This window comes from Kitasatospora sp. NPDC023176 (genome assembly GCF_055560495.1).
The window spans coordinates 1-22157 of the sequence record NZ_JBVHIP010000049.1; the positions used below are offsets into that span (position 1 = coordinate 1).

Below are 22157 nucleotides of genomic sequence, written 5' to 3' on the forward strand. Positions count from 1 at the left end.
GGCCCTCCGGGCGCTTCGTTCTTTCGTGTTCCCAGCTTATCAGATGTTTTCCGCTCCGTTTCCGGGGCTTCGTTCATCCAACTCGCCGGTGTCTTTCGGGGCTTGACGCCCTGTCCGACGTTTCAAACTCTAGCCGATCCCCGCTCCGAAAAGCGAATCCAGCTGCAATCCGATAAAAGGCGCGCGCCGAATAAGCACCGAGCCGCCACGCGAAAAGCGAAACGACTGGCACGAACCGGAAGTGGTGTTTCAAGGGATTGGCCGCTCCGGGACCGTCCGCGCCGATGCGTGTCCGGTGCTCCCTGCCGAGCGACTAGGAAACACTACCCCCACTCGGGGCTCGGAACAAACACCCGGCCCAGGGCCGTACCGCTGCGACCCCGGGCCGGGCCCTCCCCCTCTGTACGGCCCCTCCACGCGGAGCTGGGACAACCGGGCGCCTAGCGGAACAGACGGTCGCCGCTGTCGGCCATGCGGTGGGTGCCGCTGTGGTGGTTCACCCAGTCGCGGACGAGGTTGACGGCGTTGGCGCACTGCCAGCTGTCGTCGTACTCCCGCACGCCGGTGAAGGCGCCGTAGCCCGCGATGATGCCGTCCACCTGGGCGTCGCCGAGGAGCTTGTCGACGTACCAGGGGTCGTTGTAGGTGGTCGTCCACGACAGCGTGGCGGCGAGCTGGCCCGAGGCCCGGTCGGCGGCGCCCTTCTTCAGCTCCGCGCAGGTGTTCCAGGTGGCCTCGGTGCAGTTGCCGAATCCCTTGGTGATGTCACTGTCGCCGTAGTCCATCGCCCGGTGGCCGACGGGGATGCCGGCGCCGGAGCGGTTGAAGGCGGTACGGGCCTGGTCTCGGGTGCCGGTGGTGGTCATGCCCTCCAGCCGGCCGAGCTTGCCCTCCAGGCTCTTCCAGCCGCGGCCGCCGACGTCCGGGGTGTTGCCGCCGTGGTACTCGAAGAAGCCGTAGAGGACCTGGATGCCGGCGGCGGTCAGCCGCTGCGCCTTGTCGTGCAGTCCGGCGACGCTGCAGGTGCGGTTGGGTTCCTCCCCGCAGTAGTTCGGGTCCTTGATGTCCAGCCAGACCAGCGACAGGCGGCGGCCCGCGTTGGCGTTGGAGAGGATGCGGTCGATCATGGCGTCGAAGCTGGGGCCGAGCCGGTTCTCCCCGGCGGAGGAACAGTCGTGGTAGGCGCGCCACTCGTTCGGGTTCCACCAGGCGCAGACGTCGATCTCGATGCCGTTGGCGCCGTGCTTGAGGGCCGCGTCCACACCGTCCAGGGTGTCGACCCGGTGGGCGATGGCGTAGATCGGGTGGCGCTGGTCGGCCGCCTGGGCCGGGGACGTCCCGAGCGTGGTGCCGCCGATGATCCCGCACAGCGCCGCGGCCAGCGCCGGGAGCATCCGCACGCCGGCACGGCTCATGAGATGAGTGGTCAAGAAAGGCACTCCTTCTCGTCGGTGCCCTGAAGTGGACATGACCGATCTCGCCAACTGTACGTCGTCGAACGGCACATGGGGGCTAGAAGGGGTCAGGACACGGAGCTTCTCCCCGCATGAACGGCGGGTACCGCACAGCCCTGTGCGAACGGCCGATCGACCCGGCCGCCTGAAAGGGGCCGGGTCGGTCAGGAGGTCAGGACGTCAGGACGTCAGGAGGCCGGGACATCGGGACGTCAGGCGCGGGCGAGCACCCAGCCCCCGAGGCCGTCGCAGGCGCCGGCGTTGTAGAGGGTGGACCGGAAGCCGGGCGGGACGGGCGAGCCTGGGCAGGTCCACAGGCCCACACGGGCGGTGTTGTGGCGCCAGGCCCCGGCTCCGTCGCAGCCGGCCACCATGTGCCCGGTGATCACGTAGCCGGCCACCACCGGGGAGCCCGAGCAGGTCCAGATCCCGTCGTGCGGCAGGTTGTGCTGCCAGCTGCCGATGCCGCCGCAGCCGGCCCGCAGGTGGTTGCTGATGACGTAGCCGGGCACGACGGGCGAGCCGGAGCAGGTCCAGATGCCGTCGTGGACGAGGTTGTGGCGCCAGGCGCCGATGCCCCGACAGCCGGTGGTCTGGTGGTCGGTGATCACGTAGCCGGCCACCACCGGGGAGCCGGAACAGGTCCAGATGCCATCCTTCGCCGGCTGCTGGTACCAGGAGCCGTAGCCGCCGCAGCCGGCGCTGTCGTGGTCGGTGATGACGTTCCCGGTGGCGACGGGCTTCCCGGAGCAGCTCCACGTGCCCGCGCCCCACCCCGTCGTCCTGGCCTCCGCCACGGACATACCGGAGACGGTGCCGCCCAGGGCGACGGCCGCGACCAGGGCGATCGCCGCCGCGACGGCTCCGGCGCCCCGACCGACGACCAGCGCGGTCGCGCGCTTCCACAACTGACGTAGCATCATGTTCGTTGCACTCCAAGGGTGTTGAGGATGGCCGCACGCCCCCGTGGGGCCGGATCCGCCGGCCCGCCCCGCCCGTCCGGCGGCGGAGCGAGAGTCACCCTAGGTGGTGGTGGCGTGAAAGTTCAGCGGAGGAGCCGAGAATTCCGGCTCCGGGGCCACCTTGTCCGAAAGCCGTCCTGCCCCTCCCCCGGGCCGGATGTCCCGGCTGACGAGACTTTCAGCTCGGGGAGGGATCTTGGCCCGACGCGCGGGTAAGGTGGTGGATCGTGGCCAGTCGTAAAACGTCGATCATGGAAGCAGCCGCGCGGGTGATCGCCCGGCGCGGGGTGCGTGGGCTGCGGGTGGAGGAGCTCGCCGCCGAGGCGGGGGTGTCCACCGCGCTGATCTACTACCACTTCAAGGACCGCACGGGGATCCTCCGGCAGACGCTGGAGTTCATCAACGACCGGGCCGAGCGCTACACGACCGAACGCGATGCGGACGCGCCGCCGCTGACCGCCCGCGAGGAGCTGGAGCAGACACTGCTGCTGGAGCTCCAGGACACCGTCGAGGTCCGGGAGAACAGCACCGCCTGGGGTGAGCTGCGGGCGAGCGCGGTGTTCGACGAGACGCTGCGCGAGGACCTGTCGCGCGCCACCCGGGTCTGGGTCCAGGAGATCGCCGAACTGCTCGGCAGTGTGCAGCCGATGTCCTCGGCGGTCGCGCTGGCCGGCGCGGCGGAGCGGCTGACCGCGCTGCTGGAGGGGCTGAGCACCCGCTGGCTCAGCGGCAGCCTGCCGCTGGCCCACGCCCGCACCCTCCTGCTGGACGCCATCGACGGTGAGGTGGTCCGGCTCGGCTCCTGACCGGAGCCGGGCCGGGAGCCGGCCTGGTCGGGCCGGGACCCGACCAGCAGGGCCGATTCGTCACGCTCCGTACAGCCTTCCAGTCGCGGAGTCATGGCACGCCGATGAGTTTGACTGATTTTTCAGTCAGTGCGAACCTGAGTGAGCAGGCAGGGTGCTGCCGCCGGCCCGTCCCCTGGTGCGCCGGTGCGTTGCGGCGCGAAGAGTGGTCTGGCGGCCCCCGCACCCTCCCCGGCACCGTCGCACGAACTGGAGACCCCGATGACCAGCTATCACGACGCCCGCACCGGCGAGGCCTACCCCTGGGTGCCCGCGGACGACGTCCCGCACGCGCGGACCTGGATGTCCTGGCCGTCCCGCCGGGGCGTGTGGGGGCTGCGCCTGGGCGGCGTCCAGGAGGACATCGCGCTGATCGCCCGCACCATCGCCGAGTTCGAGCCGGTGGTCATGTGCGCCCCCGACGACTGGACCGCGGACAAGGCCCGGGACCGCTGCGGCCCCGCGGTCGAGGTGATCACCGCCATCCCCACCGACGACCTGTGGATGCGCGACACCGCGCCGGTCTTCCGCCGGGACGGCCACGGCGGCCTGGACGCCGTGGTGCTCAACTTCAACGGCTGGGGCAACAAGCAGGTCCACTACGACGACGCCCGGGTCGCCGAGCGCATCGCCGTCCGCCGCGGCCTGCGCCACACCTACGCGGACTTCGTCGGCGAGGGCGGCGCGATCGAGACCGACGGCGACGGCACGGTGATGGCCACCGAGAGCAGCCTGGTCAACAAGAACCGCAACCGGGGCATGAGCCGGGAGGAGATCGAGGAGTCCGTCCTGGAGGCCTACGGCGCGGACAAGATGATCTGGCTGCCCGGCATCAAGGGCCAGGACATCACCGACGACCACGTGGACGTCACCTCCCGGTTCATCCGGCCCGGCGTGGTGATGGTGCAACTGCCGCCGGCCGACCGCAACGACGAGTGGGCGCGGGACGCCCGCGAGCAGTTCGCGATCCTGTCCGCCGCGACGGACGCCCGGGGCCGCCGGCTGCACGTCATGGTGGTGCACGGCCCGGACACCGTCCGCTCCCGCAGCTCCAAGTTCGTGGACTCCTACCTCAACTTCCACCTCGTCAACGGCGGCGTCATCACCGCCCAGTTCGGCGACGCCCACAAGGACGCGGCCGCGCGGGAGACGCTGGCCGCGGCCTTCCCCGGCCGCGCGGTGGTGCAGCTCGACGTCGACCGGCTGATGACCGGGGGCGGCGGCATCCACTGCTCGACCATGCACGAGCCGATGCCGTAACCCGCGCTCCGTCGCCCCGTCCGTCCGTCCGTCCGGCAAGGCATCACCGACGCCCGCGTCGACTGCCCGGCCCGGTTCGCCGCCCCCGGCGTCGTCCTGCCCGACCAGGCCTTCCGGCGACGCCCGGGCCGACGAGCGGGCCCAGCAGGCCCTCCAGCAGGACGGCCCGGGCCGGGAGACCGCCCCGGTGAGGATCGACGCGATCGCGGCCTGCGGTGGAGGCATCCACTGCGCCACCCACGCCCTCCCCTCCGTGGGCCGGCCGGACGGGCCGGTCCGGGTGTCCGTCGTCGGACGGGTATCCGGGCCGGCCGCCGTTCGGGGCCGGGTCCGGTCGGCGGACCGGACCCGGCCCCGTCGGATTCAGGCGGCCGGCTGCTGCTGGGTGACGCAGTGGATCCCGCCGCCGCCCGCCCCGAGGTAGTCGATGTTGAGCTGTTCGACGGTGCGGCCGGGGAACAGCCGGGCGAGGGCGGCGCGGGCGGCGCTGTCGGCCCGGGTGTCGCCGAACTGGGCCGAGATCACCGCGTTGTCGCACAGGTAGTAGTTGGCGTAGGAGCCGACGAAGTTGGGGTCGGCCGAGCGGATCAGGTTGTAGTCGGGGCCCTGGATGGTGCTGAGCCTGATCGGGGTGCCCTGGGCTCCGGTGGCGGAGCCCAGGACCGCGTACTGCTGGCGCTCGTCCTGGGACCAGATGTCGGTGTCGCCCGGCAGTGGCAGCTGGACGACGGCGGTGCCGGCACCGAGGAAGCGCGAGGTCGCGTCCACGTGGTCGTCGGTGATGTCCTGGCCCGCGATGCCGGTGAACCAGATCACCTCGGTGGCACCGTAGGCGGCGCACATCGCGCTCTCGATCGCGGCCTGGGACATCCCGGGGTTCCGGTCGGCGTTGATGATGCTGCTGCGGGTGGCCATCAGTGTCCCCGCACCGTCGGTCTCGATGGCGCCGCCCTCGGAGACCAGTCCGGCGGCGGTGAACGGCAGGCCGAGGTAGGCGGCGACGCGCTGGGCGACCAGGGCGTCGTTGCCGTGCGGGTTCTGGTGGTTGCCCCAGCCGTTGAAGTTGAGGCCGACGGTGTCGAGGCCGCCCGCGCCGTCGGTGCGGAAGACCGGGCCGGTGTCGCGCATCCAGCAGTCGTCGACCGGGATGTCTCCGATGACGGTGACGGCCGAGCCGCACATCGAGCGCGCCTTGGCGACGCTGGCGGGGTTGGCGCACACGGTCACCGGCTCGTACTTGGCGATGGTCCGCGCGACCAGGGCGATGTTCGACTGGGCGCCGCCGAGCTTGCCGCGCCAGATGGTGCTGTTGTCCGGCCAGGCCATCCAGGTCCGGGTGTGCGGGACGGTGTCCGGCGGCACTCGGAGGCCGGCCGTGGTGGCCGGACGAGCCGGGGTGGCCGGGGCGGCCGGGGCGGGGGTGGCGCCGCGGTGCTGCGCCGCGCGGGCCGGTCCGCCGGTCGCGGCGGTCAGCGCGGTGCCGGCGACGGCGAGCCCGGCGGCCGTCAGGAACCGGCGGCGGCCGAGTCCCAGGTCGCTCACGGTGTCGGGTCTGACGCCTTCCTCCATCACTACCTCCCTGTCAACGTCCTTCTGTGGCGGACGAGTTGACCGAAAAGATAAAACTGGCCAAGCGCTCGGTCAATACTTCGCGCAGGCATCCGCCGCCGTTCCGCCCTGACGCCTCCCCCGGAGTGGCTACAGTGACGGCCATGGCGACACGGGAGACAGCCGCGGCCCCACGACCCGCCTCCGGACCGGGCGGTGGCAGCGGCCGGACGCGGGCCTCCGCCAAGGGCGAGCAGACCCGGGCCCGGCTGATCGCGGCGGCCCGCACCCTGCTCGCCGGCGACGGCGCCGGACGGTTCACCACCCGCAACGTGGCCGCGCTGTGCGGGGTCTCGCACGGGATGTGCCACTACCACTTCGCCGACCGCACCGATCTGATCGTCGCGGTCGTCGCGGACATCCGGCCCGAATGGATCACCCCGCTGGAGGAGGCCGTCGCCGGGCCCGGCGGCTACCCCGAGCGCGCCGGACGGGTCCTGGCCCTGCTCACCCGGCCCGAGAGCCCCGACCTGGCCCGACTGCACGCGGCCCTGCACTGGCTGGCCCTCAACGACGAACGCGTCCGCACCGCCCTGGAAGCCGAGTACGCGCGCTGGCGGGCCGCCTTCGTCCGGCTGTTCCACTGCCTGGCCGAGGAGCGCGGCACCGGCACCGACCCCGTCCCGCTCGGCGAGGCCTTCGCCGCCGCCGTGGACGGACTCGCCGCCATCGGCTCGCTGGACGGGACGGTGGACGATGGGCGGGTGCTGCGGACCCTGCTGGACTCGCTGGCCGCCACCGTCTGACCGGCCGGCACCGTCACGGACCCGGCTGCACCGTCACGGACCGGCGGGCCCGGCGGGCGCAGCGGGCCCAGCGGATTCGGCGGGCGCAGCGGGGCTCCTCATGCCGGGCTGGACGGGCCGGCCGAGGCCGTCGCCGCGGCGACGGGCTGCTGCTGGGTGGCGCAGTGGATGCCGCCGCCGCCCGCGGCGATGTGGTTGATGGAGACCTGGGTGACCTTGCGGCCGGGGTGGAGGTCGCCGAGGATGCCGGCCGCGCGGTCGTCGGCGGCCTGGTCGCCGAAGCGCGGGACGATGACGCCGCCGTTGCAGACGTAGTAGTTGATGTAGGTGGCGAGGAAGTTCTTGCCGGCGCCCTGGATCAGGCCGAGGTCCGGTTCGGGGAGGTCGACGATCTTGAGGGTGCGGCCGTTGGCGTCGGTCGCGGACTGCAGCACCTGGAGGGCCTGGGCGGAGGCGGTGGTCCAGACGTCCGGCGGGGTGTCGGCGGCCGGGCGGTGCAGGACGACGGTGCCGGGTTCGGCGAAGCGGGCCAGGGCGTCGACGTGGCAGTCGGTGATGTCCTGGCCGGCGACGCCCTTGAACCAGAGCACCTTCTCGACGCCGAGCAGTTCCTTGAGGCTCGCCTCGATCTGGTCGCGGGTCTTGCCGGGGTTGCGGTTGTCGTTGACCCAGGAGCTCTCGGTGGCCATCAGGGTGCCCTCGCCGTCCACCTCGATGGCGCCGCCCTCACCGGTGATCGGCGCCTGGATGCGGGTGGTGCGGTAGTGGTCGAGGAGGTTCCGGGCGACCTGGGCGTCGTTGGCGTGGGTCTGCTTGCCGCCCCAGCCGTTGAAGTTGAGGTCGACGCCGGCCAGGCCCTGGGGGCCGGTGACGAAGGTCGGGCCGGTGTCCCGGGCCCACAGGTCGTCGACCGCCAGTTCCAGTACCTCGACCGAGGAGCCGCAGGCCTGGCGGGCCTGGTCGGCCTGGTCGGGGCGGGCCAGCAGGACGACCGGCTCGAAGCCGGCGACGGCCTGCGCCAGCGAGGCGATGTCCTGCCGGACGCCCGGGAGTTGGTCGCCCCACACCGCCTCCAGGGCCGGCCAGGCCATGAAGGTTCGGGTGTGCGGGCCGGACTCGGCGGGCATCGCCCAGCCGGCCGCCGAGCCGCCGGCCGGCGCCGCGCCCGAGGCCGTGCCGCTCGGGCCCGGCTGCTCCTCCGACGTGCTGTCGGAGGAGCAGCCGCCGGCCAGGGCGAGGGCGGCCAGGGCGGCCCCGGATTGCAGGAGCGCGCGGCGGGACGGCCGGGAGGGAGCCATGGGGCCTCGTTCCGGTAGGGGTCGGGTGTCGGGTTCGGCTCCGCAGGCTACTGAAAGGCCGGTCAGGTTCCGGCGTGGCGCGGCTCCGCCGTCCGGGGGAATCCGCACGGGCGCCGTCCGGGGCCGTCCGGGCGCGGTCTGGGCGCAGTCCGGCCGTTCTGTCCCATGAGGTGGGGGATGCGGCCGGCGCTTGCGCTTCGTCAGGGATGAGGCGGCCGGGCCACAGATCCCCCGTGACCGCCCGTCTCGGGGTGCCCCTTCCGGCGGGGGGGGAGGTCCTCCTGGTGTCGCTTCCAGCCGTTTCGAGCGCCACGAGGGCGGCTCCGCGCCCAAAACACTTTCCACCAGGCAGACGTCCTTCTGTAGCCTGTCCCAGCTTTCATCCGATCGTCACACAACCCGAACTGGGGGGTCGGTGTCTCATCACCGTCTCGTCGCGTCGGCCGCGGTTCTCGCGGCCGGTATCGCGCTCGTTCCAGGTCCGGCCCATGCGGCCGGTCCGGCGAACGGTTCCACCTCCGCCCGCCCCGTGACCACGGCTCAGCTGCCGGGAATCGGGGGCGGGGGCTTCGACGCCTTCTCCAGCCCCGCGGACAAGTCGGTCCGGGAGCAGAAGCCGGCGCTGTCCGGCGCGCGGTCGACGGTCTCCGGCGCGCGGCCGGCGCTTTCCGGCACGCGGAACTCCGCGGCGACGCCGGCCACCGGAAAGACCATCTACGCCTACGTGTTCAATGGAAAGTGTGCCGCCGACACGGGCACCGGCGCGCAGAACGCTCCCTTCTGCCTGCTCCAGGACGCGGTGAACGCCGCGCAGCCGGGCGACACCATCGACCTCCAGGGCTACGTCGGGAGCTCGGACTGGGAGTCGGTGACCATCAAGACCTCGGGGATCTCGATCGTCGGTATCGGCGACCAGGCGTGGGTCAACGGCGGGGCCGGACCCGCTCTGATCTTCGACCACGTCTCCAACGTGACGGTCAGCAACCTGATGCTGTATTCGAACGACCTGACGCCCGCCGTCGAGGTGGTCGGCTCCTCGGGGGTCACGCTGGACTCCAGCTACCTGAGCGCCTACACCAAGAACACCACGAGCACCGTCACCATCGACGGCGCGTCGAGCGGGGTGGCGATCACCCGGTCGTACCTCGACACGGGTTCCCAGGGCGGCAACACCACCGCGGTCTCGGTCGCGGCGGGAGCGGGCACCGTCACGCTCGCCGGCGACGTCCTCGCCGGGGGCGGCATCGTCGCGACCGGGGTGAAGGGCCTGAACGTCACGGGTAACACCGTCCAGCGCGGCTGCAAGGCCGCGATCGACATCGAGGGCGGGTCCTCGGCCGTCAACCTGGAGAACAACGTCCTGGAGGACGCCAACCCGACCACCGACCAGGTGCTGGGCGGCTACCAGTCCCAGTGCGCGTCGAACAACCAGGGCTGGGCGCCGGATGTGACCGTGTCGGCCGACTCGACCACGGTGACGGCCGACTACAACGACTTCTACGTCTACGGCACCGACGCCACCGCGCCCTACAGCTGGGCGGGCACCACGTACCCGACCCTGGACGGCTTCAAGGCGGCGACCTCGCAGGGCGCCCACGACCTGACCGAGACCAAGGCGCCCACCTCGGTGTTCTTCCGCCTGAACACCTCGGTCGACGTGGACGCCCGGCCGCAGCCCGGCTCGGCCGCGATCGGCTCGGCCAACCCGGCCGCCCCCGGCCGGCTCGGCTCGGACTTCTACGGGACCACGCCCTACACCGACCGGGGCGCCATCCAGTACGCCCCCGACCTGACGGTGGCGGTGACCGGTGAGCACACCAGCGCGTTCGGTGTCTCGCTGAGCGCCAACGTGACCTCCGCCAGCGGTGCGCTGAACGTGCACGTCGACTGGGGGGACGGGTCCTCCGGCGACGCGAACGCCGCGGCGACCAACCCCGTGGCGCTGTCCCACACGTACGCGAAGCTCGGCTCGTATCCGATCGTCGTCACCGCGACCGACCGGGCGGGCTACTCGGTGTCGAACTCCCTCACCGCGGTGACGGCCGGTTCGGAGTACGTGGCGTTCGGTCCGACGCGTCTGCTGGACAGTAGGGACGGCAGTGGGACGCCGAAGGTCGGAGGGTTCTCGACGACCCGGGTGCAGGTGGCGGGTGCGAACGGCATTCCGGCGGGTGCGACGGCCGCGGTGCTGAACGTCACGGTGACGGACAGCACCGGTGCCGGGCACGTGACGGTGTACGCGGACGGTTCGCCCTCGGTGCCGACCACGTCGAACGTCAACTACACGGCGGGGCAGACGGTTCCGAACATGGTGGTGGCGCAGGTCGGGGCCGGCGGGTACGTGGATCTGCAGAACGCCGGTGCTCCGCTGGACCTGGTGGTGGACATCACCGGCTACTTCGTGAGGTCGCCCGCCGCCGGGTACACGCCGCTGTCGCCCTCGCGCCTGGTGGACACCCGTTTCGGCACGGGTGCGCCGCAGTCGCCGGTCGACGCCGGGCAGTCGCTGCCGGTGCAGATCGCCGGTGCGGCGGGCGGTCAGCTGCCCGCCTCGGGCATCACCGCGGTGGCGCTGAACGTCACCGTGACCAACCCGGGTACCGCCGGTCACCTGACGGTGTACCCGGGTGGTCAGCAGGCGCCGAACGCGTCGAACCTGAACTTCACGGCGGGGCAGACGGTCGCCAACTCGGTGGTGGTTCCCGTCGGTCCGGACGGTACGGTCCGGGTGCTGAACGCGGCCGGGAGTTCGTCGGACGTGATCGTGGACGTGGTGGGCTACTACGGCCCGGGCGGCAGGAGCGCCTACCTGCCGCTCGCACCGACGCGCCTGCTGGACACCCGTGACACCACCACGTGGCAGTACGGCCCGGTCAGCCCCTGGAGCTACGTCTACATGCCGATGTCGTCGGGCCGACCCGACATCACCGCGTTCGCGCTGAACGCCACGGTGACCGACACCGTGTCGGACGGCCATCTGAGCGTCGCCCCCGACCCGAACACCCTGGCCGCCTACCAGGGCAAGTACGCCTCGACGCTGTCGCCGCCGTCGGTGTCCTCGCTGAACTGGACGGCCGGCGAAACGGTCCCGAACCTGGTCCAGGCCCCGACGGGCGCCAACGGCCTGATCGATTTCTGGAACGTGGCCGACGGCACCAGCAACCTGATCGTCGACGTGTTCGGCTTCTACCAGAACGACTGACGACCGACCGGCCGAGGCCCCGCCGACCCAGGGCGGGACCTCGGCCGGTCGCGTGCCCGGGCCGTCTTACAGTGCGCGGCGCGCGGCGGCGATCCGGTCCGGATCCCAGCCGGGCCGGGGGACGGACTCCAGCAGCAGCCTGGTGTAGGCGTGCTGCGGGGAGTCCAGGACGTCGGCGGTGGGGCCGGATTCGACGATCCGTCCGTGGCGCATCACGACGACCCGGTCGGTGACGCAGCGGACCACGCCGAGGTCGTGGGTGATGAACAGGTAGCCGATGCCGGTCTGTTCGCGGATGTCGGCGAGCAGGTTGAGCACCTGGGCCTGGACCGAGACGTCCAGGGCGGCGACCGCCTCGTCCAGGACCAGGACGGCCGGTCGTACGGCCAGTGCCCGGGCGATGGCGACGCGTTGGCGCTGGCCGCCGGAGAGCTGCCGGGGCAGCGCCTCGGCGGCCCGGGTGCCCAGGCCGACCTGGTCGAGCAGTTCCCGGATCCGGGTCGGGTGGTCGGTGTCGGGGAAGTGCAGTCGCAGCGTCTCGCGCAGGACGGCCTCGACGCTGGTGCGCGGGTCCAGGGAGAGGTACGGGTCCTGGAAGACCATCTGGACCTCGCGGGCCCGGGCGAGCCGTTCGGCCCTGCCGCGTGCCCGGCCGCTGCGGGCCCGGCCGTGCACCAGCACCTCGCCCGCGTCGGCCTGGTCGAGGCCGACGACGATGCGGGCGGTGGTGGTCTTGCCGGAGCCGGACTCGCCGACGATGCCGAGCGAGCCGCCGGCGTCGAGGGTGAAGGCGACGTCGTCCACGGCCCGGACGGTGCCGAAGGTGCGGTGCAGGCCGCTGACCCGCAGGACGGGCTCAGCCATCGGTGCGGCTCCCTTCGAGCAGGTGGTGGCAGGCGGCCGGGTGCTCGCCGCGCGGGGCGGGCACCTGTTCGCGGCACAGGTCGGTCGCGTGGCGGCACCGCGCGGCGAACGCGCAGCCCGTCAACTCCTGCCGCAGGTCGGGTGGTTGGCCGTCGATGGCGGCGAGCCGGCCGGCCGGGGCGTCCAGTGCGGGGGTGGCCGCGAGCAGGGCGGCGGTGTACGGGTGCCGGGGCTGTTGGAACAGCGCGGCGGCGGGGCCGTGTTCGGCGATCCGGTCGGCGTACATCACGTAGACCCGGTCGCTGATCGCGGCGGCGAGGCCGAGGTCGTGGGTGACGAACAGCAGGCCGGTGCCGAAGCGTTCGCGCAGCCGGCCGAGCAGGGCGACCACCTCGGCCTGGCTGGTGACGTCCAGCGCGGTGGTGGGCTCGTCGGCGAGCAGCAGGATCGGGTCTCCCATCAGGGCGGCGGCGATCATCACGCGTTGCAGCATGCCGCCGGACAGCTGGCCGGGGTAGCGGCGCAGCAGTTCCGGTCCGAGGCCGACGGCGTCGAGGAGTTCCGCGGCGCGCCGGTCGGCGTCCGCGGCGCTCGTCGTGCCGGTGAGGCGCACGCTCTCGGTGAGGAAGTCACCGATGCGGCGCAGCGGGTTGATGGCGGCCCGGGGGTCCTGGAAGATCATCGCGGCCCGGCCGGTGCGCACGGCGCGCAGCCGCTCCGGGTCCATGGTCAGGACGTCCTGGCCGTCGACCAGGACGGTGCCCTCCGTGGTGGCGCCCGGTGGCAGCAGGCCGAGGGCGGCGCGGGAGGTGAGGGTCTTGCCGGAGCCGGACTCGCCGACCAGGGCGACGGTCTCGCCGGGGGCGACGGTCAGGTCGACGTCGTCCAGGACGGGGCGGGCGGTGCCGGGCAGGCGGAGCCGGAGGCCCTGGATGTCGAGGGCGTTCACGTGGTCCTCCGAGTCATGCGGTTGTCCGCTTCACGCGGTCCGCCGTTCATGCGGACCTCCGGGCGACCTGGTCGGCCCAGCGTTCGCCGACCACGTTGAAGGCGACGACGGTGAGCACGATCAGGGCGCTGGGCAGGATCGCGGAGAGCGGGTAGCCGTGCTGGATCGCGGTCTGGCCGTCGAAGACCATCCGGCCCCAGTCGGGGGTGAGCGCGGGGACGCCGAGCCCGAGGAAGGAGAGGCCAGCGAGGTCCATCAGGGCGTAGCCGAAGTTGACGGCGGACTGGGCGAGGACGATCGGCGCGATGTTGGGCAGGACGTGCCGCAGACAGATCTGCACCGCGGAGTGGCCCTGGACCTGGTACGCGCAGACGTACGGCCGGGTCCGTTCGGCCAGCACCAGGGAGCGGGTGAGGCGGGAGACGTACGGCAGGTAGGCGATCGCCAGCGCGACGACGGGGGCGAGCAGGCCCTCCCCGTACACCGAGACGATCAGGATGGCGAGCAGCATGCCGGGGAAGGCGAAGACCAGTTCGGTGCTGCGGGAGAGGACGGAGTCGAGCCAGCCGCCGCGCCAGCCGGCGGCCAGGCCGACCGCGATGCCGGCGACGGTGGAGAAGACGACCACGCCGAGCGGGCCGAGCAGCGAGGTGCGGGCGCCGGTCAGCAGCCGGGACAGGGTGTCGCGCCCGGCGGCGTCGACGCCGAGCAGGTGGTCGGGCGAGGGCCCGGCGAGGGCGTTGCCCAGGTCGACGCCGTTCGGGTCGTACGGCGCCAGCCAGGGCGCGAGCAGCGCGGCGAGCACGACCAGGGCGGCGAAGCCGAGGCAGATCAGGTGGAGCGGGCCGCCGGCGGACCTGAGCCTGGCGAGGCCGGGCCGGCGGGTGAGGCCCGACCGCTGGGTGAGACCGGTACTCATGCGCCGGACCTCCGGGAGCCGAGGGTGATCCGGGGGTCGACCAGCGGGTGGATCAGGTCGACGACCAGGTTCACCGTCATGAACAGGGCCACGATGATCAGGGAGATGGCCTGGACGGTCGGGAAGTCCTTGGTGGTGGTGGACAGTTCGAGCAGCTGGCCGAGTCCGCCGATGCTGAACGCGGACTCCACCAGGATGGTGCAGACCAGCAGGGTGGAGACGATCAGGCCGCCGGTGGTCAGCACGGTGCCCAGCGAGTTGCGGAACACGTGGCGGCGGATCACCTCGCGCTCCGGGACGCCCCGGCTGCGCGCGACGGTGACGTGCTCGCCCTCCAGGGCCTCCAGCATCGCCGAGCGGGTGACCCGGGCGAGCATGCCGATCAGGTACAGCGCGAGGGCGATCGCCGGGAGGGTGAGGTGCCAGAGCATGTCACCGAAGCCGTCACCGGCGCCGCTGGTCGGGAACCAGCCCAGCTTCACCGAGAACAGCCCCTGCAGCAGGACGGCCGCGACGAAGGAGGGCGTGCCGAGGGCGAAGGTGGTGGTGACCAGGATGGTGGAGTCGGTCGCGCCGCCGCGCACCGCGCCGAGCCGGCCGAGCACCAGGCCGACCACCACGACCACCACCAGGGCCATGGCCACCAGCAGCAGGGTGGCCGGGATCCGGTCGGCGAGCAGCTTGGAGACGTCGGTGCGGTAGGTGATGGAGCGTCCGAAGTCGCCCTGGAGCACCTGGCCCAGCCACCGGAGGTAGCGGACCAGGAACGGGTCGTCCAGGTGGTACTGCTCGTTGATCGCCTGAAGCGCCTCCGGGGAGGCCGACCGGCCGGAGAGCAGGAAGCTCGCCGGGTTGCCCGGCGCCAGGTACATCGCGCCGAAGACCACGAAGGACGCGCCGAGCAGGGTGACCGCCATCTCCAGCAGGCGCCGGGCCGCGAATCTCAGGAAGCCCATCGCTCCCGGGGAGTTCACCGGGCTGCCCCCACATCGGCGGCCCACGGGTAGTACATGTACGAGATGGTGGTCGGGGCGCCGGTGACCCGCTTGCCGAGGAAGAGGGCGGTGGGCCACTCCGCGACCGGGATCCACAGCAGTTGCCGGGAGGCGGTCTGCTGGAGCCCGGCCTCGATCGCGCCGCGCGCGGCCGGGTCGTACTCGGCGGTCGCCTGGTCCACCAGGCCGTCGTAGGCCTGGTCGTGGTAGCCGCCGAAGTTCTGGTAGGCGCCGGTCTTGAAGTTGGCCAGCAGGTCGAGCGGGTCGGTGATCGAGTTGTAGTAGGTCTCGGGGAAGAGGTCCAGGCCTTCCCGGGCCTTGGGGTCGGTGAACAGCGCGGTGAAGGCGTTCGGGGCGATGGTCCTGAGCTGGACGTTCAGGCCGATCCGGGCGCCGGCGGACTGGACGGCGGTGGCGAGCAGCGAGACGTCCTGGCCGATGGTGCTGGTGGCGACGGTGATCGTCTTGCCGCTCGCCCCGGCCTCCTTGACCAGGGCCTTGGCCTGGTCGAGGTCCTGGGCGGTGGGGGTGAGGTTCTCGAAGGCGCTCCTGCGGACGTCGTCGGGGGCCCCGGCCCAGGCGGCCTTGGTGGTGAGCGCGCCGGTGACCGTCCCGGCGCCGGCCAGGCCGGTCCTGACGAAGCCGGACCGGTCGAGCGCCAGGGACAGCGCCTTGCGGACCCGGACGTCGCCGAGCACGCCCTGGAGGTTGGTGACGTTGAGGTTGACGGTGCTCAGGCCCTCGCCGAAGTACAGCGTGCCGGTGCCGCTCCTCCTCAGCCGGTCGTAGCTCTCGGTGGGGATCAGGTAGCCGCCGTCGACCTCGCCGCTGAGCATCGCGTTGGTGCGGGCGGAGGGGTCGGTGAGGAAGCGGAACACGGCCTTCTTGGCCTTGGCCCTGGTGCCCCAGTAGTCGTCGAAGCGCTGGAGCTCGATCGACTGGCCCTTGCTCCAGCTGCCCAGCTTGAAGGGGCCGGTGCAGTCCAGGCTGCCGCCGGTGCCGTAGTCCTTGCCCGCCGACTCGACCCCGGCCTTGGCCGCGACGACGCCCGCGGCGGTCGCCATGTACTGCGGGAACTGGGAGTCGGGGCGCTTGAGCTTGACGGTGACCTGCAGCGGCCCGGTCGCGGTGACGGAGTCGACGTTCTGGAACACCTGGGCCCAGGCCGCGGCGTTGTCGGGGTTGGTCTGGCGGCCGAAGCTGTAGACCACGTCGTCGGCGGTCATCACCGAGCCGTCGTGGAAGTGCACGCCGGAGCGCAGGTCGTAGACCCAGGTGGTCGGGTCCGGGTTGGCGGCCTTCTCGGCGAGTCCGGGGGCCAGGGTGAGCTGGGGCGTCCAGCGCATCAGGCTCTCGCACACGTTGGACAGGATGGTGTTCTGCGGGTAGTCGAAGGCCTGGATGTAGTCCAGGGTGGGCGGCTCGGCGTAGGTCGCCCAGGTGAAGGAGTCGATCTCGCCCTTGGCCGTCGGGGTGGTGGCGGAGAGCTGGACGCCCCCCTGGTCGGAGCCGGCGCCGTGCGGCGGGCCGGAGCAGGCGGCGACCAGGGCCGCGGCGGACAGCAGGGCTGTGGTCGCGAGGGCGAGCCGGCCCGGGGAGGCGGCGCGTCTCGCGGGGGTGAGGGTCATGAGGGTGGGCCTTCGGTCGGTGCGGGGAGAGGGGGTCCGGTCCGGGCGGTGCGGCGGTGTGTCAGCCGCGGGCGGTGCGTCAGCCGCGGGCGGCCGGGAGCTGCTGGGTGATGCAGTGGATGCCGCCGCCGCCCCAGGCGATCACCCGGGAGCGGACGCCGACGACCTTGCGGTCCGGGTACGCCCCGGCCAGGACGGCGAGGGCGCCCTCGTCAGCGGGGTGGTCGGCCACCGGGACGACGACCGCGCCGTTGGCCAGGTAGTAGTTGAGGTAGCCGACCTCGACCTCGCGGCCGCCGACCTCCACGAACGCGGCCTGCGGGACGTCGACGATCTCGAACGGGCGGCCCTGAGCGTCGGTGGAGTGCTCCAGCACGGCGCGGTTGGCCCGCATCCGGGCGTAGTCGGGGTGCTCCGGGTCGGCCGGCAGCTGGACCACGACCTTGCCGGGGGCGGCGAAGGCGCAGACGCCGTCCACATGACCGTCCGTCTCGGTATCCAGCAGGCCGCCGTAGGGCAGCCAGATCACCTTGGTGACGCCGAGGCGCCGCTTGAGCTCGGCCTCGATCTCCTCCCGGCTCATGCCGGGGTTGCGGTTGGGGTGCAGCAGGCACTGCTCGGTGGTGATGAGGGTGCCCTCGCCGTCGACGGTGATGGCGCCGCCCTCGAGGATCATCTCGGAGCGGACCGCCGGGGTGCCGAGGTGCTCCAGCAGCAGGGCGCTGATCCGGTCGTCGGCGTCCCACGGGTGGTGCTTGCGGCCCCAGGCGTTGAAGCGGAAGTCCACTCCGGACCGGCGGCCCGCGGAGTCGAGCACGAAGATCGGCGCGGAGTCGCGGAACCAGGAGTCGTCCATGGGCAGTTCGACGACGGTGACGCCCTCGCCGCACAGGGCGCGCGCCTCCTCGCCGTGGCCGGGCGGGGCGGCCATCGTCACGGGCTCGAACCGGGCGATGGTGCGGGCGACTTCGGCGTACTCGCGCTTCACCTCGGCGAGGGTGTCGCCCCACAGTTCCGCGCGGACGGGCCAGGCCATCAGGCAGCTCTCGTGCTCGGTCCATTCGGCGGGCATGCGGTACGTGACGGTCACGGGATACCTCTTCTGGATCGGGTGTGCGGATGTGCGCGTGGAGCGGTGGGCCCGGCGGCCCGCTCCGTGGGGTTGGCCTGCGGGCCGCCGGGAGTATCGGGTGCTGCGGTCTCGGGTGCTGCGGTCTCGAACGGGGTCGGATGAGGTCGGATGAGTCGGACGGGCCAGGCGACTCGGACGGGTCGGACGGGTCGGACGGCTCAGACGGCCGGCGGCACGCTGGGCTGGGACTGGGTGGCGCAGTGGATGCCGCCGCCTCCGCCGGCGATGGTGTCGATGTCCAGCTGGACGACGTCGCGGTCCGGGAAGGCGGTCTGGAGGATCACGTACGCCATCCCGTCGGCCGCCGTGTCACCGAACCGCGGGACGAACACGGCGCCGTTGGCGGTGTAGAAGTTGGTGTAGCTGGACAGGAAGTCCTTGCCCTTACCGCGGATCAACTGCCGGTCGGGGCCAGGGAGTTCGGTGACAACCAGAGGGCGGCCCCGGGCGTCGGTGGCGTCGGCCAGGGCCTGCTTGGCCTGCTGGTAGACGTCGATCCAGATCTGGTCCGCCCCCGGGCCGGGCTGGTCCAGCAGGACCCGGCCGGGCGCCGTGAAGCGGGCCAGGCAGTCCACGTGGTCGTCGGTGATGTCCTGGCCGGCCAGCCCGGGGAGCCAGATGACCTTGTCGAGGCCGAGGCCGGCCTTCAGTGCCTGCTCGACCTCGTCCTGGCTCATGCCGGGGTTGCGGTTGGGGTTGACCAGCGAACTGACGGTGGCCAGCAGGGTGCCCTGGCCGTCCGTCTCCAGCGCGCCGCCCTCGCCGGTGAACTGCGCACGGACGCGGTCGACGCCGTAGTCGGCGAGGAGGGTGGCCGCGACCGCGGCGTCCTCGACGTAGGGCTGGTAGTAGGGCGTGCCGCTCTTGCCCCAGCCGTTGAAGTTGGTGTCCAGCCCGGCGATCGCGCCGGGGGCGGTGAGGAAGGTCGGGCCGAAGTCCCGGATCCAGAGGTCGTCGTTGGGGATCTCCAGGACGGTGATGCCGTAGGCGCCGCCGCGGCCGAGCCAGTAGCGGGCGTCCGCGGCCTGGCCGGGGCGGGCCACCACGACGACCGGTTCGTAGCGGGAGATCGCGGAGGCGACCCGGGCGATGTCGTCGCGGACGGCCGAGAGCCCGCTGCCCCAGATCGAGGACAGGGCGGGCCAGGCCATGAAGGTGCGGTCGTGCCGGTCGGTCTCGGCCGGCATCCGCAGCGTGGGGGTGGCTGTGGTCGCCTGGCCGGTGGCCTCCGGCTCGGCGGCTGCCGCGTGGGCGGCGGCCGGGAGGGCCGCGCCGAGCGCCAGCGCCGGGAGGGCCGCCGCGCCGAACTGGAGCAGTCTTCGGCGGGAGGGCGCGGGGGTGGCCTCGGCGGGCATGGGGGTGATCATGAACGCTCCCTGCAGGAGGTGGGAGGTGTGGGGGTTGCCCCGCATCCTGTACCTCACTGAAAATCCAGTCAACCCTGTGAGCGGGATAAAGCGCATCGACCTGACAAACTGATCAGGATTTCGTCAAGACCGCATCCAGGACGGGTAGAGTGAGCGTCCATGTCAGACCGCCGGACAGGGATACTCCAGGCCGCCACCCGCGTCATCGCCCGGCGTGGCGTGCGCGGCCTGCGGATGGGCGAGCTGGCCGCCGAGGCCGGGGTGTCCACCGCGTTGATCTACTACCACTTCACCGACCGGGCGGGGATCCTGCGCCAGACGCTGGAGTACATCAGCGAACGCGCCGACCGCTACACCGCCGAGGACCCGCCCGGCCCCGCCGAGCGCCCGCACGCCCGGGACCAGGCCCGGGGCCCGGGCGCCGAGCTCGAACAGGTCCTGCTGCTGGAACTCCAGGACACCACCGAGGTGCGGGAGAACAGCACCGCCTGGGGCGAGCTGCGGGCGACCGCCGTCTTCGAGCCGGACCTGCGCGAGGACCTGGCCCGGAACACCCACAGCTGGGTGCACGACGTCGCCGAACTGCTCGCCCACGCCGACCCGACCGGCACCGCCCCGGCCCACGCGGCCGCCGCCGAACGCCTCACCGCCCTGGTCGAGGGCCTCAGCGTGCGCTGGCTGAGCGGTTCACTCCCGATCGAGCAGGCCCGCCGGCTGCTCCGCGGCGCGATCGAGGCCGAGCTGGACCGCGGCTGCGGCCGGCCGGGCACCTCCGGCGGCCTCGACGGGGTGGATTCGGCAGATCCTGACTGAACCTCCAAACCCTGCGGCGCCAACGGGCTGCGCCTGCCCACTCCCGGGCCATCGGGACCGGGGACGTGTACGGAGGCAGCCCGGGTCGCCTCGGGGCGGCTTGGGTGGTTTGGATGGTTTGGGTGGCTCCATCGGAGAACTTGACTGATTTTTCAGTCAATGCGAGAGTTCAGTTCCGGCGATGCCGGGCGACCGTGCCCGCCGCCGACCAGCGGCGCCGCGCGCAGCACTCCCCGGAGGCCCCGCCCGCCGCGCCGGACCGTCCCACCCTCGGCCCCACCGGAGTCCACCGTGTCCCACTCCTCCCTCGCGCGCCGCACGGTGCTGCGTACCCTCGCCGGCGCCGGCCTGATCGCGGTCGGCGCGACCGCCTGCTCGGCCACCGACGAGGACGCGGCGGAGCCCGCGGCCCCGTCCGCCACCCCCGCCGGGCAGCCGTCCGCAGGCGCCACCACGCCGCCCGCCCCCGCCCGCGGGCGCCGGCTCGGCGGCGAGTGGGAGAAGCACGAGCGGACCTTCATGGCCTGGCCCGCCTCCGAGAACGTCTGGGGCGAACAGCTCGGGCCCGTCCGCCAGGACATCGCCTCGGTGGCCCGGGCCATCGGCGGGCGCGAACCGCTGGTCATGCCGGTCCGCCCCGGCCAGGAGGACTCCGCTCGCAACGCCTGCGGCAAGGACGTCGAGCTGCTGTCCGTCCCGGTCGACGACCTGTGGGCCCGCGACACCGTGCCGGTGTTCGTCCAGGAGGGCGGCAAGGTCAAGGGCGTCGACTTCAACTTCAGCGGCTGGGGCGGCAAGCAGCAGCACGACAACGACGCCCGGATCGCCCGCGCCGTCCTGGACAAGTTCGGGGTCGAGCGGGTCTCGACCCAACTGGTCGCCGAGGGCGGCTCCTTCGAGAGCGACGGCCAGGGCACCCTGCTGATCACCGAGAGCTCGATCGTCAACGCCAACCGCAACCCGGGCCGGGACCGCGACCAGATCGAGGCCGAGCTCAAGCAGGCCCTCGGCGTCACCAAGGTGATCTGGCTGGCGGGTGTCAAGGGCAAGGACATCACCGACGCCCACGTCGACTGCCTGGCCCGGTTCGCCGCTCCCGGCGTGGTCTTCCTGGACCGGGCCTTCCCCGGCACCCCGGCCGACGTCTGGTCCCGCTCCGCCGACCAGGCCCGCTCCGTCCTGGCCGAGGCCACCGACGCCACCGGCAAGAAGCTCAAGGTGATCGAGATCAGCCAGCCCGACCCGGACCGGATCACCGGCCGCGGCGACGCCTTCGTCTCCTCGTACATGAACTTCTACATCGGCGACAAGGGCGTCTACCTGCCGAAGTTCGGCGACGCCCGGGCCGACGGGCACGCCCAGGAGGTCTTCAAGGACCAGTTCCCTGGCCGCGAGATCGTCCCGCTGTCGATCGACACCATCGCCTCCGGCGGCGGCGGCATCCACTGCTCCACCCACGACCAGCCGGCCGCCTGACAGCCGGCTGACACACCCGCCTCCGCACTCACCGCACCGCGCCGCACTCCGGCCCCGCCGGGGAGGTCGCGCCGGGGGAGGTGGTCGCGCCGGGGAGGTCGCGCCGAACCGCCTCCCCTTCCGCTACCCCGACCCCAGCCCCGGCTCCGGCTCCGACCCCGGCGGGCACCGCTTCAGGTGCGTTTGAAGAACTCCACCTCGGCCAGCGCGATGGTGCGGCCCGGACCGGTGCCCGCGGCCTCGCGGACGGTCAGCTTCACCTGGACGACATCGCTGATCCCGGTCGCCACGGTCTGCGGGCCCGGCTGGTCGTTGAGCGTCACCTGCTTGCGGTGCACCTCGCCGTCCGAGGCCGTCACCTCCAGCGACAGCACCAGCGGACGGGCCTGCTGCCGGAACTGCTCCGGGTCGGCGGAGCCGCCGGTGTGGACGATCAGGTCCACCAGCCGGAACGGGCTGCGGAAGGTGAAGCCGATGGAGTCCCCGATCGCGGGCGCCCCCCAGTAGGTGTTGGAGAGGCCGTCGTCGGGCGCCGGGGGGGGGGTGGCCCCCACCCCCGCCCGCCCCCGGGGGAGCGCGCGGGCGGGCGGCGCGGGGGGGGCCCCCGAGTGCAACACCTACAGGTAAGAGCCCAATAAG

General features: G+C 72.5%; 18 protein-coding genes and 1 pseudogene. 7 read left to right on the forward strand and 12 right to left on the reverse strand.

The features are described 5' to 3' along the window. Positions 1-440: 440 nt before the first annotated feature. Together ACZ3YL_RS38320 and ACZ3YL_RS38325 are read right to left on the reverse strand one after the other, a co-directional pair. Positions 441-1430, reverse strand: coding sequence for a PI-PLC domain-containing protein (locus ACZ3YL_RS38320; RefSeq protein WP_465662164.1), 990 nt, complete (start codon positions 1428-1430; stop codon positions 441-443). A 236-nt stretch (positions 1431-1666) separates the two neighbouring features. Next, on the reverse strand, positions 1667-2377 hold the full coding sequence (locus tag ACZ3YL_RS38325; protein ID WP_465662166.1) for a hypothetical protein: 711 nt from the start codon (positions 2375-2377) through the stop codon (positions 1667-1669). Between the two features lie 290 nt (positions 2378-2667). On the opposite strand from ACZ3YL_RS38325, the gene ACZ3YL_RS38330 reads away from it, so the two are divergent. From ACZ3YL_RS38330 to ACZ3YL_RS38340, 3 genes and pseudogenes are all read left to right on the forward strand, one after another. After that, entirely contained in the window at positions 2668-3222 is a 555-nt protein-coding gene (locus ACZ3YL_RS38330) for a TetR/AcrR family transcriptional regulator (protein WP_223242846.1), read from the forward strand. Positions 3223-3483: 261 nt separating this feature from the next. Next, a complete protein-coding gene (locus ACZ3YL_RS38335; RefSeq protein ID WP_188307194.1) occupies positions 3484-4521 on the forward strand; it encodes an agmatine deiminase family protein in 1038 nt (345 codons plus the stop codon). Between the two features lie 127 nt (positions 4522-4648). Next, positions 4649-4945 (forward strand): annotated as a pseudogene (locus ACZ3YL_RS38340) (agmatine deiminase family protein); the annotation flags it as partial. Here ACZ3YL_RS38340 and ACZ3YL_RS38345 read toward each other — a convergent pair. After that, positions 4885-6063, reverse strand: coding sequence for an agmatine deiminase family protein (locus ACZ3YL_RS38345; protein ID WP_465662169.1), 1179 nt, complete (start codon positions 6061-6063; stop codon positions 4885-4887). The pseudogene ACZ3YL_RS38340 and the gene ACZ3YL_RS38345 sit on opposite strands and share 61 nt — an antisense overlap. Positions 6064-6233: 170 nt before the next feature. On the opposite strand from ACZ3YL_RS38345, the gene ACZ3YL_RS38350 reads away from it, so the two are divergent. After that, complete coding sequence (locus ACZ3YL_RS38350) at positions 6234-6875, forward strand: TetR/AcrR family transcriptional regulator (RefSeq protein WP_188303308.1); 642 nt, start codon at positions 6234-6236, stop codon at positions 6873-6875. Between the two features lie 98 nt (positions 6876-6973). Here the strand turns inward: ACZ3YL_RS38350 and ACZ3YL_RS38355 are convergent, their stop codons facing one another. After that, the gene (locus ACZ3YL_RS38355; RefSeq protein ID WP_465662171.1) at positions 6974-8173 is read right to left on the reverse strand and encodes an agmatine deiminase family protein; all 1200 of its coding nucleotides are present in this window, start codon (positions 8171-8173) and stop codon (positions 6974-6976) included. Positions 8174-8702: 529 nt separating this feature from the next. On the opposite strand from ACZ3YL_RS38355, the gene ACZ3YL_RS38360 reads away from it, so the two are divergent. Continuing rightward, positions 8703-11375, forward strand: coding sequence for a right-handed parallel beta-helix repeat-containing protein (locus ACZ3YL_RS38360; RefSeq protein WP_188303306.1), 2673 nt, complete (start codon positions 8703-8705; stop codon positions 11373-11375). A 66-nt stretch (positions 11376-11441) separates the two neighbouring features. On the opposite strand, the gene ACZ3YL_RS38365 is transcribed toward ACZ3YL_RS38360, so the two are convergent. The 7 genes from ACZ3YL_RS38365 to ACZ3YL_RS38395 form a co-directional block, all read right to left on the reverse strand. Then, entirely contained in the window at positions 11442-12239 is a 798-nt protein-coding gene (locus tag ACZ3YL_RS38365) for an ABC transporter ATP-binding protein (RefSeq protein ID WP_188303305.1), read from the reverse strand. Further along, positions 12232-13188, reverse strand: coding sequence for an ABC transporter ATP-binding protein (locus ACZ3YL_RS38370; protein WP_465662174.1), 957 nt, complete (start codon positions 13186-13188; stop codon positions 12232-12234). Before ACZ3YL_RS38370 ends, ACZ3YL_RS38365 begins: the two co-directional genes overlap by 8 nt. Positions 13189-13234: 46 nt before the next feature. Then, entirely contained in the window at positions 13235-14107 is an 873-nt protein-coding gene (locus tag ACZ3YL_RS38375) for an ABC transporter permease (RefSeq protein ID WP_188303303.1), read from the reverse strand. Next, entirely contained in the window at positions 14104-15063 is a 960-nt protein-coding gene (locus ACZ3YL_RS38380) for an ABC transporter permease (RefSeq protein ID WP_188303302.1), read from the reverse strand. Before ACZ3YL_RS38380 ends, ACZ3YL_RS38375 begins: the two co-directional genes overlap by 4 nt. A gap of 14 nt (positions 15064-15077) precedes the next feature. Continuing rightward, positions 15078-16730 carry an ABC transporter substrate-binding protein gene (locus ACZ3YL_RS38385; RefSeq protein ID WP_188303301.1) on the reverse strand — a complete coding sequence of 551 codons (1653 nt, stop codon included), beginning with the start codon at positions 16728-16730 and terminating at the stop codon, positions 15078-15080. Between the two features lie 79 nt (positions 16731-16809). Beyond that, positions 16810-17820, reverse strand: coding sequence for an agmatine deiminase family protein (locus ACZ3YL_RS38390; RefSeq protein ID WP_317620933.1), 1011 nt, complete (start codon positions 17818-17820; stop codon positions 16810-16812). A gap of 200 nt (positions 17821-18020) precedes the next feature. Continuing rightward, a complete protein-coding gene (locus ACZ3YL_RS38395; protein WP_465662177.1) occupies positions 18021-19229 on the reverse strand; it encodes an agmatine deiminase family protein in 1209 nt (402 codons plus the stop codon). Positions 19230-19388: 159 nt separating this feature from the next. Between ACZ3YL_RS38395 and ACZ3YL_RS38400 the strand changes: the two genes are divergently transcribed. Further along, on the forward strand, positions 19389-20042 hold the full coding sequence (locus ACZ3YL_RS38400; RefSeq protein WP_188303300.1) for a TetR/AcrR family transcriptional regulator: 654 nt from the start codon (positions 19389-19391) through the stop codon (positions 20040-20042). A gap of 291 nt (positions 20043-20333) precedes the next feature. Further along, a complete protein-coding gene (locus ACZ3YL_RS38405) occupies positions 20334-21518 on the forward strand; it encodes an agmatine deiminase family protein (protein WP_465662180.1) in 1185 nt (394 codons plus the stop codon). 173 nt (positions 21519-21691) lie between these two features. On the opposite strand, the gene ACZ3YL_RS38410 is transcribed toward ACZ3YL_RS38405, so the two are convergent. Continuing rightward, on the reverse strand, positions 21692-22072 hold the full coding sequence (locus ACZ3YL_RS38410) for an NADase-type glycan-binding domain-containing protein (protein ID WP_465662182.1): 381 nt from the start codon (positions 22070-22072) through the stop codon (positions 21692-21694). Positions 22073-22157 lie beyond the last annotated feature (85 nt).

Coding starts and splice junctions, on each gene's coding strand:
- ACZ3YL_RS38325 (WP_465662166.1), bottom strand. CDS start 2,377: ATGATGCTACGTCAGTTGTGGAAGCGCGCGACCGCGCTGGTCGTCGGT.
- ACZ3YL_RS38330 (WP_223242846.1), top strand. CDS start 2,668: ATGGAAGCAGCCGCGCGGGTGATCGCCCGGCGCGGGGTGCGTGGGCTG.
- ACZ3YL_RS38335 (WP_188307194.1), top strand. CDS start 3,484: ATGACCAGCTATCACGACGCCCGCACCGGCGAGGCCTACCCCTGGGTG.
- ACZ3YL_RS38350 (WP_188303308.1), top strand. CDS start 6,234: ATGGCGACACGGGAGACAGCCGCGGCCCCACGACCCGCCTCCGGACCG.
- ACZ3YL_RS38355 (WP_465662171.1), bottom strand. CDS start 8,173: ATGGCTCCCTCCCGGCCGTCCCGCCGCGCGCTCCTGCAATCCGGGGCC.
- ACZ3YL_RS38365 (WP_188303305.1), bottom strand. CDS start 12,239: ATGGCTGAGCCCGTCCTGCGGGTCAGCGGCCTGCACCGCACCTTCGGC.
- ACZ3YL_RS38375 (WP_188303303.1), bottom strand. CDS start 14,107: ATGAGTACCGGTCTCACCCAGCGGTCGGGCCTCACCCGCCGGCCCGGC.
- ACZ3YL_RS38380 (WP_188303302.1), bottom strand. CDS start 15,063: ATGGGCTTCCTGAGATTCGCGGCCCGGCGCCTGCTGGAGATGGCGGTC.
- ACZ3YL_RS38385 (WP_188303301.1), bottom strand. CDS start 16,730: ATGACCCTCACCCCCGCGAGACGCGCCGCCTCCCCGGGCCGGCTCGCC.
- ACZ3YL_RS38395 (WP_465662177.1), bottom strand. CDS start 19,229: ATGATCACCCCCATGCCCGCCGAGGCCACCCCCGCGCCCTCCCGCCGA.
- ACZ3YL_RS38400 (WP_188303300.1), top strand. CDS start 19,389: ATGTCAGACCGCCGGACAGGGATACTCCAGGCCGCCACCCGCGTCATC.